Raw genomic sequence first — 12,430 nt, 5'->3', positions numbered from 1 at the left:
CATTCACGCGGCATGGCTGCGTCAGGCTTTCGCCCATTGCGCAAGATTCCCTACTGCTGCCTCCCGTAGGAGTCTGGGCCGTGTCTCAGTCCCAGTGTGGCTGATCATCCTCTCAGACCAGCTACTGATCGTAGCCTTGGTGGGCCATTACCCCACCAACTAGCTAATCAGACGCGGGCCGCTCCAATGGCGATAAATCTTTCCCCCGAAGGGCACATTCGGTATTAGCTCAAGTTTCCCTGAGTTGTTCCGAACCAAAGGGCACGTTCCCACGTGTTACTCACCCGTCCGCCACTAACCCCGAAGGGTCCGTTCGACTTGCATGTATTAGGCCTGCCGCCAGCGTTCGCTCTGAGCCAGGATCAAACTCTCAGGTTGAGTTGAGCACTGACTTATAGCTTACCCAATTCCGAAGAATTGAGCTGGCATATAGTCTGCGTATTTCTTGACGAGTTCCCATTCACATCGATGCCCCAGAGCCGAAGCCCAAGGGAATTGATATTCATGGTGTGTCTTCAAGAGACCGCAAGTTCGTCAGTGTCGAGGTTACCTGGTTAGGGTAACCGCCAGGACACCGCCGCCTGCGTTTCTCTTTCCAATTCAACGATGTCAAAGACCCGACCGGCTCTCGCCCGCCCCACTGTTTAGCGCCGGTGGTCGGCGGAGGCGGCTATCTATTGGCCGGCCTCTTTAGTGTCAACCGGTCTTTTCAGACCTTTCCGCCGCACCCTGGAAACCTAAGTCGGTCTCCAAAAAACGGCGCAAAAACCACACCGGGCCGCCAGAGGGGCAACCCTCGTACAGTCGGTAGCGATTCGATTGAGGCTCGGGAAAATACCCATCTCCGTTGGAAAAGCAAGAGGCTTGTTGGCCCTCGCCAAACCGTCCGGAACTGGCCCCGCCCGAGCGGGAGGCGCTATCTAGGGGTGGGCCCCTCCCCTGTCAATCGCCGTCTTTGAACAGAACGAATTTCATCGTTCTGACACCTATGCCGGCGCTCTTGTCCGGGAGGGCGCGAACGGTCACTAAGGAAGGCGGAGGGCGAGCAGGGATCCATGCTGTCGCAGAAGACCAAGTATGCGCTGCGCGCGCTGGTGGAACTCGCCCGCGCCGAGGGCGCCCAGCTCACCGCCGGCGAGATGGCGCAGCGCGCCGACGCCCCGCGCAAGTTCCTGGAGGCAATCCTGCTTGAGCTGTCGCGCAACCGCATCGTCGCCAGCCGGCGCGGCAAGTTCGGCGGCTACACGCTCACCCGCCCCGCGGCCGAGATCAGCTTCGCCGAGGTGATCCGGGTGGTCGAAGGCCCGTTGGCGCTGGCGCCCTGCGTCAGCCCGAGGCTTGGCCTGCGCAAATGCGACGACTGCCCGGACCTGGCGCTCTGCACGCTTCGCGAGGCGCTCGCCCGCGCCCGCGACGCCACGGCCGACGTGCTGGAAGGCTACAGCCTGGCCGACGCGGCGAGCTCCACCGGCGACGTCGCGGCTCAACTCGCGGCGATATAAGCTTTCAGGCCGTCGGCCTCGGCCTCGACCTCGCTGATCTTCGATTTCACCAGGTCGCCGATGGAGACGATTCCCACCAGGCGGTCCTTCTGGCAGACCGGCAGGTGGCGGATGCGCCGGTCGGTCATGCGGGTGAGCAGCGAATCGACCGTCTCGCCGGGCTGGGCGAAGAAGACGTCCTTGGTCATGACGCCGGAGACCGGCTTGTCGAGGGCGGCCGCGCCGCCGCTGGCGATGGCGCGGACCACGTCGCGTTCCGAGACGATGCCCACGACCCGCTCGTCCTTGAGCACCACGAGCGCGCCGACCTTCCTGGAATGCAGCAATCCCGCCACGGCCGCGATGGTGTCGCTGGGGACAATGGTGAAGACCGTATCGCCCTTCGAACGCAGAATCTGGGAGACCAGCATGGGTGTGTTCCTCGCTATCTCTTGTTTCTAACGCGCAACATCGCCCCGAAGGGCCGCCGGAGCAACGCAAACCGACGTGAGGGCCCAAGCGCCGAATCCAATCCCGCGGCGCTTAAGAGTGCGGCGTGCAGTCGACGGCCGGCGGCGGCGCGGGCGGGGCCAGCGCGGTGTTCAGCGAGGGCGAACGGCGGAAGTCGAACATGTCCTCCAGCGTCCAGGCGTGGCCGTCGCGCAGGGTCAGATGCTGGGTCTTGCCATCGCGGCCGGTCAGGAACCGCTTCTCGATCAGCGCCAGCATCGAGGTGTGATCGGCGACCCGATGGGACACGTAGGCCGGCTTGGCGAAGGGCGAGATCACCATCAGCGGCGCACGGAATCCCAGCTGATCGAAGCTTGGACAGGCGGCCGGATAGGGCTTGGCCGGGTCGTACTGGGGGCAGATCCCCAGGATCTCATCATAGGTCGTGCCGATCTTGCGCTCGCGGGCGCAGACCACGCCGCCGCCCGCCTTCGCTCGGGCCGGAACAAGCGGCCCTTCGGCGCAGTCCCCAGGGCTCAGGCCATCCGGCGTGCGTTTCCCGCCCTGCGGCGCCGGCGGCGGTCTGACGTGGTCGTAGAAACCGCCGGCCTCGTCATAGGTGATCAGCACAGCCGAATCCTTCCAGTAGGGCCCGCGCCGCAGGTCGCCCAGCAGCTCCGACACCCAGGCCTGGCCGCGCTGGATGTCGGTGGAAGGATGCTCGTCGCTGTTGGAGTTCTTCTGGAAGTAGCCCTTGCGCGCATTCACCCAGACCACCGACGGCAAGGCCTTGGCCCCGGCCGAGCCCTTCAGCCGGTCGAGGAGGTCGGCGTGCTTGATGAAGTGCGGATCGCCCAGGCGCCGATAGGCCAGGCCCTCAGGGATGTCCTGGAACGACTCGGCCCAGTCCACGTGGGCGGCGTCCAGCAGGTCGTAGATCGTACCCTGCGCGGGCTTGTAGCCGCCGGCCGGCGGAGAGACCTCCTCGTCGGTGATGTGGCCGAAGAAGCTGCCGGTCAGGTGGAAGGCGTGATTGGGGTCGCTGGCCCCCAGGAGCGAGCCGAAATAGCGGTCGCTGATCGCGAACTTCTCCGCCACGTCATAGTAAAAAGGAATGTCGGCCTGCGTGTAATAGCCCATGGCCCGGCCGCCGTCGGCGGGGCCGGTGCGGTGGGTGTCGGGCGCCATGATGTCGTTCTGCTTCACGAAGCCGTCGTTCAGCGGATGCGCCAGGCTCTGCTCGGGATGCCTGAAATTGGCGTCGCGGTGACTGCCCTGCCACTCGTGGTCCAGGTCCGGGGCGATGCAGCGGGTGGCGGCGTGATAGGCGTAGACGCGGCGGCCGTCGGCGTGGGCGTTCCAGTTGGCGCAGCTCAGCGCCCCGTTCGGCCCCGGCTTGCAGGTGAGACCGTCGACGCAGGCGTGGTCGCCGCTCGCGCAAGCGCCCTTGGCCGGGCGGTGATAGGGCGAGCCGGGCGCATAGGCGAGCGCCCCGAAATAGTGATCGAAGGAGCGGTTCTCCTGGAAGATGACGATGATGTGCTTGAGGTTCGCAAGGCCATTGTCGGTGGGCGCGGCCGAAGCCTCGGGCGCCATCGCCAGCAGCAGAGCGGCGAGAACCAGCGCCCAGATCTGTTTCATCGTGCCCTGCCCGCCTCGCGCCGCCTGAGCGACGCTAGCTGGGCTTTACGACAGGCGATAGACGGCTCGCCCCATATGCGAGCGGCCTCTGGCGCGGACCTCAGTCCTGGGGCGCCAGCCGGGCGAAGGGACCGATCAGGAGGACGCCGACCGCAAAGCCCGCGATGTGGGCCTCCCAGGCGACGCCGGCGTTGCCCTGACCGGGCAGGAACCAGCCGCCGACGACGGCGATGATGACGTTGATCAGGATCCAGCCCGCGCCCATGCCGAGCACCGGCCTGGAGAACACCGGCCCTGGCCGCCCGTGCCCGCCGATCAGCCGCGCCGACGCGCCCATCAGGCCCGAGACCGCCCCGGAGGCCCCGACGACCAGGCCGTGTCCGCCGGGATGGACCGCCGCATAGCCGAGGTTCGCGAGCACGCCCGCCACGACGTAGAAGCCGAAGAACAAGAGAGCGCCCTCCAGCTTCGGCCCGAACAGCCTGGCGAGCGGCGTCGAGAAGGCCAGCGCGAAGGCGCCGTTCATCATCGCGTGCGCCCAGCTGCCGTGCAGGAAGATCGAGGTGATGATCGTTTCCCAGCGCCCCGGCGTCAGATTCGCCGGCGAAAAGGCGTAGGCCGCCAGGATCGCGTCCACCGGGAACAGGGTCTGCAGCGCATAGCCGCCGACGATCAGCACGACCGCGGCGACCGCCTGCCACGGCGCATTGAACACCGGCTCGTGGACGGGCCCCGGCGCGGGCTGCGGCTCGGGCCCGCCCGACCAGGGCGGCGTCGAGCCGGGCTTCGGCGGGGTCTCTTCAAAGCGCGATTCAGTCATCAGCCTCATTTAGGCGCTTTGACGCAGATGCGACACCGCCCCCTTCTTGCCTTGCCGCCGCCACTTCACTTGGCGATGGTGCGCCAGCTTTTCAGACGTCTTCGGGACTTTTCTATGATCCGTCATCTGCGCGCGAGCGTGGCGCTCGCCGCCGTACTCTCTCTGACCGCCCCCGGCTTCGCCTCGGCGATCGGCCTGCCGCATTTGCCGCACCTGCCCAAGCTCAGCGGCGACGCCGCCGCGCCGGCCTTCCCCAAGCTCGCGCCCGGCGAGTGGCCGCAGGCCAAGTCCGACGTCAAGGCCGACCCCGACATCCGTTTCGGCTCGCTGCCCAACGGCATGCGCTACGCCATCAAGCGCCAGGCGATCCCGCTGGGCCAGGCGGCGCTGCGCCTGCGCTTCGACGCAGGCTCGCTGATGGAGACCGACGCCCAGCAGGGCCTCGCCCACTTCCTCGAACACATGGCCTTCGCGGGCTCCAAGGCGGTGCCCAGGGACGAGATGGTCAAGATCCTCGAGCGCCATGGCCTCGCCTTCGGCGCCGACACCAACGCGTCGACCAACTTCGACGAGACCGTCTACAAGCTCGACCTGCCCAAGACCGACGAGGACACCGTCGACACCTCGTTGAAGCTGCTGCGCGAGGCGGCCTCCGAACTGACCATCGCGCCGGACGCGGTCGATCGGGAGCGCGGCGTGGTGCTTTCCGAAGAGCGGGCCAGCGACAGCCCGGCCTATCAGGTCTTCAAGACGCGCCTGGGCTTCGAACTGCCGGGCCAGCTGATGCCCAACCGCCTGCCGATCGGCAAGGTCGATGTGCTGCAGAAGGCGCCGGCCAGCCTGATCGCCGACTTCTACCATCACTACTACCGCCCCGAGCGCGCGGTGCTGGTGGCCGTGGGCGACTTCGACCCCGCGGCCATGGAGGCCAAGATCCGCGCCCGCTTCGGCGACTGGCAGGCGGTCGGCCCGGCCGGGCCCGAACCGGCGCTGGGCAAGGTCGCCGACCGCAAGACCCAGGCCAAGCTGATGGTCCAGCCGGGGACGTCGCTCAGCCTGCAGGTCGTCTGGGTGCGCCCGCCGGACCTGCGCGCCGACCGCCTGGCCAAGCGCCGCGCGGATTTCATCCAGGAGCTCGGGTTCGCGGTGCTGAACCGGCGCATGTCGGCGATGGCGCGTTCGGGACACCCGCCGTTCATCGCCGCCGGCGCCTTCAAGGCGAGCCAGGGCCATTCCGCCGACGTCACCATGGTCAGCGTGTCGGCCCAGCCGGACGGCTGGCGCGAGGCGCTGGCCGCGGTCGATCAGGAAGAACGCCGCGCGGTGCAGTACGGCGTCCGCCAGGACGAGCTCGACCGCGAGATCGCCGAGGAGCGCGCCAGCGCCCAGGCCGCGCTCTCCGGCGCCGCCACCCGCCGTCCCGCCCAGATCGCCGATGAAATCGTGGGCTCGCTCGGCGACCAGGAGGTGGTCACCAGCCCAGCCGAGGACCTCGAGTTCCTCGAGGCCACCGTGAAAGGCCTCAAGGCCGAGACGGTCTCGGCCGCCCTGAAGGCCGCCTTCTCCGGCGAGGGGCCCCTGCTGTTCATGGCCTCGCCCAAGGCGGTGCCCGGCGGCGAGCAGGCGCTGCTGGCGGAATACGCCTCGACCCAGAAGGTGGCCGTCGCCGCGCCCGCCGCCCCGCACGCCGCGGTCTGGCCCTACGCCACCTTCGGCGCCATCGGAAAGGTCGCCGAGACTAAGGAGGTCGCCGACCTCAACACCGCCCTTGTGCGCTTCGAGAACGGGGTGCGCCTGACCGTCAAGCCCACCAAGTTCCGCGACGATGAGGTGCTGATCCGGGTCAATGTCGGGCACGGCCTGCAGGACCTGCCCAAGGACCGCCAGAGCCTCGCCTGGTTCGGCAACGCCTTCATCGAGGGCGGGCTGAAGCAGATCGACAACGAGGACACCGAGCGGGTGCTGGCGTCCAAGGTCTACGAGGCGCGCTTCGGCGTCGGCGAGGACGCCTTTGTCCTGTCCGGCTCGACCCGCACCGCCGACCTTCCGACCCAGATGCAGGTTCTGACCGCCTATGTCGCCGATCCCGGCTGGCGCGCCGAGGCCTTCAGGCGCCAGCAAACGGCCGGCAAGACCGTCCATGACCAGATGGAGGGCACCGACGGCGGCGTCCTGAGCCGCGAACTCTCCGGCCTGCTGCACGCCGGTGACCGCCGCTTCACCTTCCCCAGCCGCGACGACATCGCCAAGGCCCAGCTCGGCGATCTGCAGGCGCAGATCGCGCCGCACCTGACCAACGACCCCATAGAGGTGGTGATCGTCGGTGACGTGACGGTCGAAAAGGCGGTCGACATCGTCGCCCGCACCTTCGGCTCGCTGCCCGCCCGCCGCGCGCCGGAACCCTCGCCCGCCACCCAGCGCGCGGTCGGTTTCCCGGCCGGCGCGGCCAAGCCGGTGCTCTTCACGCACAAGGGCCGCGACGACCAGGCGATCGGCTACATGGCCTGGCCCACCAACGACCTGTGGGCCAATCCCCAGCAGGCGCTGGAGAACGACGTGCTGGGCGAGGTCATGGGCCTGCGGCTGATCGACGAGCTGCGCCTGACCCAGGGCGTGACCTATTCGCCCTCGGTCAGCTACGCCCACAGCCTGACCTGGACCGGCTGGGGCTATCTGGCCGCCAGCGTCGAGGTGCCGCCGGCCAAGCTCGACGGCTTTTTCCGCGACATGGACAAGATCGCCACCGACCTGCGCACCAAGGACGTGACGCCCGACGAACTGGAGCGCGCGAAGAAGCCGCGAATCGACAAGCTCGAGCGCGCCCAGGTCACCAACCAGTACTGGCTGAGCGAACTCTCCGGCGCCCAGGCCGATCCCAGGCGCCTCGACTTCATCCGCCACATCATCCCCGGCACCGAGAAGGTCACCGCCGACGACGTCAAGCGCGCCGCCCAGCTGGTGCTGAAGGACGACAAGGCGTTTCGGCTGGAGGTCGAGCCGCAGGGCCAGGCGAAGGCGGCCAGCGCGCAACCTGCGCAACCGTGACAATTCGCAAGGAAGCGGCAATCAGTAAGACGTAGTTCACCGGCACCCTGGATGTTCCGGGGATATGGGAGCGAAGCTTTTGCCGTTTTCGATTGGCGACCGCGCGCCGGGCTTTGTGGCCGCGGCGGCGTCCGGCCGCTTCTTCTCGCTCGACGGTCAGGCGGGCCGTCCGGTGCTGATCGTCGCCCTGGGCGCGCTCGACCCCGGCGCCGCCGCGACGATCCTCGAAAAGCTGCGCGAGGCCGGACCCCTGTTCCAGGCGGCCGGCGTCGACGTCGCCCCGCTGGTGCCCGCGACCGAGGACTTCACCGGCCGTTTCGCCACCGATCCGGCGGTCGCCGACCAGCTGCTCTATATCACCGGCGGCGAGGGGCTGGAGCGCTCTCAGGTGGCCGGCGCCGCGGCCGCGGTGCTGATCGACCGCAGCGGCCGGGTGGTCGATATCGCCGCGCTCAGCGCCGACACCCCCATCGCCGCCTGGCTCAGCGCCAATGCGCCGCGGATCTGGTCCGAGCCGGCCCAGATCCGCGGCGCCACCGCACCGGTGCTGATCATCCCCAACATCGCGCCGCCGACCCTTTGCCGCGCGCTGATCGACCATTTCGAGGCCTCGCCGCACGCGGCCGGCGTCATGGCCTCGTTCAACGACGGCGGCGCCTACGCCAAACTCGACGAAACCAAGAAGAAGCGCCGCGACACCGAACTCACCCCCGGCATGCCGCTGCACGACGAGGTGCTGAGCCTGTTCGTCCACCGGGTGATCCCGGAGATCCGGCGCGCCTTCCAGACCGACATGGCCTACGCCGACCGCATCCTGATCGCCCGCTACGACGACACCGGCGGCTATTTCAAACGCCACCGCGACAACGCCGCCCCGCACACCGCCTTCCGCGAATTCGCCATCTCGCTGAACCTCAACACGCACGAATACGAGGGCGGTGAGCTGATGTTCCCGGAGTACGACGACCATCGTTACAACCCGCCCGCCGGCGGCGCGGTCGTCTTCTCGGCCTCGCTGCTGCACGAGGCGATGCCGGTGACGCGGGGCCAGCGCTACGTCCTGCTCTCCTTCTTCGGCAGCGCCGCGGCCCAGGCCAAGCTCGACGCCTGGACCGAAAGCCAGCAGGCGAAGGCGTCCTAAGCTCACGTCCGCGAACTTCGGCGCTTGTTAACCATGGCGTAGGCCACGCGCCCTAACCTCGCCGCTGACCCTTCCGGGAGCTGAGCGCGTGCTGATCCGCCGATCGACCTATGTCCACCTGACGCCGCTCGGCGAAGACCGCGTTCTGGTCGTCCACGCACTGACCCATCTGCGTCTGGTGATCGATGCGGAAGTGGCGGGCATCGTCGAATGGTTCGGGACGGCCCGCGACATGCCGGGCGACCTCGCCGACCTGCGCGCCACGCTGACCATCGACGCCGACACGCTGGCCGGATGCCTGGCGAGCCTGATGGAGCGCGGCGTGCTCACCGACCTCGATCCGGCCGGCGAAGCCGCGGCGGTCGCCGAGAAGCTCTCCGAACTGCACGGCCGCGATCCGGGCGAAGCGCTGGACCAGCTGCGCCGCCAAGCCGGCGAAGGCTCGAACCCCTATTGGTCGGTGACCTCGGCGCTGGGGGCCGACGACCTCGGCGGGGCCAAGACACACCGCTGGGACGTGCTGCTGTTCGGCGACTGCGACCTGCAGATGGAGGCCGACTTCCTGCGCCGCGAGGCCGCCTGCCGCGACGTGGACCTGCGCGTCGCAGCGTCCTTCCCCGACGACCTGCGCCTCGCCGCCGAGCGGCCGCACCAGGCGATCTTCATCGGCGCGCTGCGCTCCCGCCATCTGGTCGCCAAGGGCAGTGCGGCCGACCACGGCGGCGACCCGGCGGCGGTCTATCTGATGGAGGCCCGCCACGTCATCGAGGGCCTGCGCGCCCACTCCGACGCCCCTATCCTGATCGACGGCCTGCCGGAGCCGACGGTCCAGCCGCTCGGCCTCGCCGACCGCGGCCCGGCCAGCCACCGCAACCGCTTCCGGGCCGTCAACCGGGGCCTGGAGGCCTTGGCCGCGCAATACAGCGGCGTCCATGTCGTCGACATCGCCGCGACGCTCGCCGCCGAGGGCTCGGGCCGCCTGCTGGACGACGCCCTGGTCGGCTTCACCCACTTCGGCTCGCCCGGCTGGATGCTGCAGCGTCCGAGCGTCGAGCTGGCCGCCGTGCACAACGCCTTCCCCGACACCGCCCCTCTGCAGGCCCTGGTCGGCCCCGACCTCTACCGCCGCGAGGCCGTCGTCGCGCGCGCCCACATCGACCTCCTGAGCGTGGTGATGGGGCTGGGCCGCAAGAAGTGCGTGATCCTCGACCTCGACGGGACGCTGTGGCCCGGCGTGCTCGCCGAGACCGGCGCGCCCTTCGCCTGGACGCCGGAGATCAGCGGCCACAACTCCTACATCGGCCTCTATTTCGGCTTCCACGAGGCGTTGAAGGCCCTGAAGGCCCGCGGCATCCTCCTGGCCTGCGTCAGCAAGAACGACGAGGCCATCGTCCGCGACCTCTGGAAATACCCCGACCACTATCCGCACGACCGCCTGCTGACCCCCGACGACTTTGTCACCTGGCGGGTGAACTGGGACGACAAGCCCTCAAACATCGCCTCGATCGCGCAGGAGCTGGGCTTCGCGCTCGACGCCTTCGTGTTCATCGACGACCACCCGGTGGAGCGCGAGCGCGTGCGCCAAGCGTTGCCGCAGGTGGACGTCCTGGGCGAAGACCCCTTCGCCCTGCGCCACATCCTGCTCACCGACCCGCGCTTCCAGGTGCTCAAGATCACCGAGGAATCGGCCGCCCGCACCGACCTGGTGAAGGCCCAGCTCACCCGCGAGCGGGGCCTCGCCGCCGGCGGCGACGACTTCCTGGCCTCGCTGGAGGTGGTGACGACCTTCGAGCGCCCGACCGATCCGGCGACGCTCTCCCGCGTGGCCGAGCTTTTCCAGCGCACCACCCAGTTCAACACGACGGGCAAGACCTATTCGGAAAGCGAGCTCGCCAGCTTCGCGCAAGCCGGCCAGGTGTTCGTCGCCTACTGCCGCGACCGGTTCGGCGACTACGGCCTGGTGGCCGCCGCCGTGGTGGACGGTTCCGAGATCGCCGCCTTCGCCATGAGCTGCCGGGTCATCGGGCTGAAGGTCGAGCACCAGTTCCTGGGCTTCATCCTCGACGCCATCGCCAGCCGCCACACCCAGGTCCTGGCGCAGATCGTCGAGACCGCCCGCAACGGCCCTGTCCGCCACCTCTACGCCGACAACGGCTTCGAGCAGGACGGCGGCTACTGGAAGCGGGCGCTCTAGGCCGCCTTCGCCCCGTCCCCAAACACCGGCGCGTCCTCGGCTGGCAGGAACGCCCGCCCCCGGATCGAGTCGGCGATCTTCTCGGCGATCATGATGGTCGGCGCGTTGGTGTTGCCGCCCACGAGCGTCGGCATGACCGAGGCGTCGACGACGCGCAGGCCTGAAATCCCCTGCACCCGGCAGTCGGCGTCGACCACGGCAAACGGATCGCCCGCGGCGCCCATCCGGCAGGTGCCGACCGGGTGATAGATCGTCTCGCCGGTCTGCTTGATCCAGGCGTCGATCTCCGCGTCGGTCTGCACGGCTGAGCCCGGCGCATATTCCTCGCTGATGTAGGGGGCGAGCGCTGGCTGGGCGGCCACCTTGCGCATCATCTTGACGCCTTCACGCAGCGCGCGCCGGTCCTCGTCGGCCGAGAGGTAGTTGGCGAAGATCGCCGGATCGGCCAGCGGATCGGCGGACTTCAGACCCACCCTTCCGCGGCTTTCCGGCCGCAGCTGGCAGACGTGGAAGGTGAAGCCGTCCTTCTCCACCGAGACCTTGCCGTGGTCCTGCATAATCGCCAGCACCGTGTGGACCTGCAGGTCCGGCCGGTCGAGATCGGGGCGCGAGCGCAGGAAGGCGCCGCTCTCCAGGCCCTGGGTGCGGCCCAGCCCCTTGCCGAACAGCATGTAGTTGAGGCCGATGCCCAGCGTCTTCACCGGGCCCTTGCGCATGGAATAGAGCGTGATCGGCTTGGGGCAGACCCAGCTCATGCAGACGTCCAGGTGGTCCTGCAGATTGGCGCCCACGCCCTTCAGCGCCTTGACCACCTTGATTCCGTGGGCGGCCAGTTCCTCCGGATCGCCGATGCCGGAAAGCTGCAGGATGTGCGGCGACTGCACCGCGCCCGCGCACAGCAGCACCTCGCCGTCGGCGTGGACGGCCCGCCTGGCCTTGGTCTTGTCGTCGTAGATCTCGACGCCGGTCGCGCGGCCGTCCTCGACGACGATGCGCGTGGTGCGCACGCCCGTCAGGCAGGTGAGATTCGGCCGGTCGAGCACCGGGTGCAGATAGCCGCGCGCCGCGCTCCAGCGGACCCCGTCGCTGATGGTCAGCTGGTAGGGCCCGAAACCCTCCTGCTGGAAGCCGTTGAAGTCGTCGGTCAGCGGATAGCCGGCCTCGCCGCCGGCCTGGATCGAGGCGCGGTAGACCGGGTTGACCGACGGCGCCTTGGTCACCTTCAGCGGCCCGGACCCGCCGTGCCAGGCGTCGCCGCCCGCCTCGAAGGCCTCGGACTTCTTGAAGTAGGGCAGCACGTCGGCGTAGCCCCAGCCCGGCAGGCCCATCTGGCGCCACTGGTCGTAGTCGCGGGCGTGGCCGCGGATGTAGATCATGCCGTTGATCGAGGAGGAGCCGCCCCAGCCCTTGCCCCTGGGCCACCACAGTTTGCGGTCGTTGAGGTTCGGCTCCGGCTCGGTCCAGAAGCCCCAGTTGGCCGGGCCCGGCTTGCCGATCAGTCCGCCGACGCCGGCCGGCATCTTGATCATCAGCGACTTGTCCTTGCCGCCGGCTTCCAGCAGCAGGACCGTCTTTCCGGCGTCCTCGGAGAGCCGGTTGGCGAGCACGCAGCCCGCCGAGCCCGCGCCGATGATGATGTAGTCGTAGCGATCCATGAC

The 12,430-nt window shown here is 68.7% G+C and carries 8 protein-coding genes and 1 rRNA gene; 4 read left to right on the top strand and 5 right to left on the bottom strand.

Annotated features, from left to right (window positions below):
- Nucleotides 1-378 (bottom strand): 16S ribosomal RNA (locus tag VKQ35_RS01165); the annotation flags it as partial.
- A 677-nt stretch (nucleotides 379-1,055) separates the two neighbouring features.
- Between VKQ35_RS01165 and VKQ35_RS01160 the strand changes: the two genes are divergently transcribed.
- On the top strand, nucleotides 1,056-1,502 hold the full coding sequence (locus VKQ35_RS01160) for an Rrf2 family transcriptional regulator (RefSeq protein ID WP_324358150.1): 447 nt from the start codon (nucleotides 1,056-1,058) through the stop codon (nucleotides 1,500-1,502).
- Here VKQ35_RS01160 and VKQ35_RS01155 read toward each other — a convergent pair.
- From VKQ35_RS01155 to VKQ35_RS01145, 3 genes are all read right to left on the bottom strand, one after another.
- A complete protein-coding gene (locus VKQ35_RS01155) occupies nucleotides 1,484-1,912 on the bottom strand; it encodes a CBS domain-containing protein (RefSeq protein ID WP_324358148.1) in 429 nt (142 codons plus the stop codon). The genes VKQ35_RS01160 and VKQ35_RS01155 overlap by 19 nt on opposite strands.
- Before the next feature lie 112 nt (nucleotides 1,913-2,024).
- Nucleotides 2,025-3,572 (bottom strand): phospholipase C, encoded by a 1,548-nt coding sequence (locus VKQ35_RS01150; protein ID WP_324358147.1) that lies wholly within the window; start codon nucleotides 3,570-3,572, stop codon nucleotides 2,025-2,027.
- 100 nt (nucleotides 3,573-3,672) lie between these two features.
- Nucleotides 3,673-4,392, bottom strand: a complete 720-nt coding sequence (locus VKQ35_RS01145) for a rhomboid family intramembrane serine protease (RefSeq protein ID WP_324358145.1) — start codon at nucleotides 4,390-4,392, stop codon at nucleotides 3,673-3,675.
- Between the two features lie 114 nt (nucleotides 4,393-4,506).
- Between VKQ35_RS01145 and VKQ35_RS01140 the strand changes: the two genes are divergently transcribed.
- The 3 genes from VKQ35_RS01140 (at nucleotide 4,507) to VKQ35_RS01130 (ending at nucleotide 10,772) form a co-directional block, all read left to right on the top strand.
- A complete protein-coding gene (locus tag VKQ35_RS01140; protein WP_324358143.1) occupies nucleotides 4,507-7,437 on the top strand; it encodes an insulinase family protein in 2,931 nt (976 codons plus the stop codon).
- Nucleotides 7,438-7,516: 79 nt separating this feature from the next.
- A complete protein-coding gene (locus VKQ35_RS01135; protein ID WP_324358142.1) occupies nucleotides 7,517-8,578 on the top strand; it encodes a 2OG-Fe(II) oxygenase in 1,062 nt (353 codons plus the stop codon).
- A gap of 88 nt (nucleotides 8,579-8,666) precedes the next feature.
- Nucleotides 8,667-10,772 (top strand): HAD-IIIC family phosphatase, encoded by a 2,106-nt coding sequence (locus VKQ35_RS01130; RefSeq protein WP_324358140.1) that lies wholly within the window; start codon nucleotides 8,667-8,669, stop codon nucleotides 10,770-10,772.
- Here VKQ35_RS01130 and VKQ35_RS01125 read toward each other — a convergent pair.
- Entirely contained in the window at nucleotides 10,769-12,427 is a 1,659-nt protein-coding gene (locus VKQ35_RS01125) for a choline dehydrogenase (RefSeq protein WP_324358139.1), read from the bottom strand. The two genes, VKQ35_RS01130 and VKQ35_RS01125, sit on opposite strands and share 4 nt — an antisense overlap.
- Nucleotides 12,428-12,430: the final 3 nt, after the last annotated feature.

Source organism: Phenylobacterium sp., from assembly GCF_035309685.1.
Lineage (GTDB): Bacteria > Pseudomonadota > Alphaproteobacteria > Caulobacterales > Caulobacteraceae > Phenylobacterium.
Note: the sequence above shows the minus strand (reverse complement) of the source record. Positions and strands in the feature narration are given on the sequence as shown.

Coding starts and splice junctions, on each gene's coding strand:
- VKQ35_RS01145 (WP_324358145.1), bottom strand. CDS start 4,392: ATGACTGAATCGCGCTTTGAAGAGACCCCGCCGAAGCCCGGCTCGACG.
- VKQ35_RS01155 (WP_324358148.1), bottom strand. CDS start 1,912: ATGCTGGTCTCCCAGATTCTGCGTTCGAAGGGCGATACGGTCTTCACC.
- VKQ35_RS01140 (WP_324358143.1), top strand. CDS start 4,507: ATGATCCGTCATCTGCGCGCGAGCGTGGCGCTCGCCGCCGTACTCTCT.
- VKQ35_RS01150 (WP_324358147.1), bottom strand. CDS start 3,572: ATGAAACAGATCTGGGCGCTGGTTCTCGCCGCTCTGCTGCTGGCGATG.
- VKQ35_RS01160 (WP_324358150.1), top strand. CDS start 1,056: ATGCTGTCGCAGAAGACCAAGTATGCGCTGCGCGCGCTGGTGGAACTC.
- VKQ35_RS01125 (WP_324358139.1), bottom strand. CDS start 12,427: ATGGATCGCTACGACTACATCATCATCGGCGCGGGCTCGGCGGGCTGC.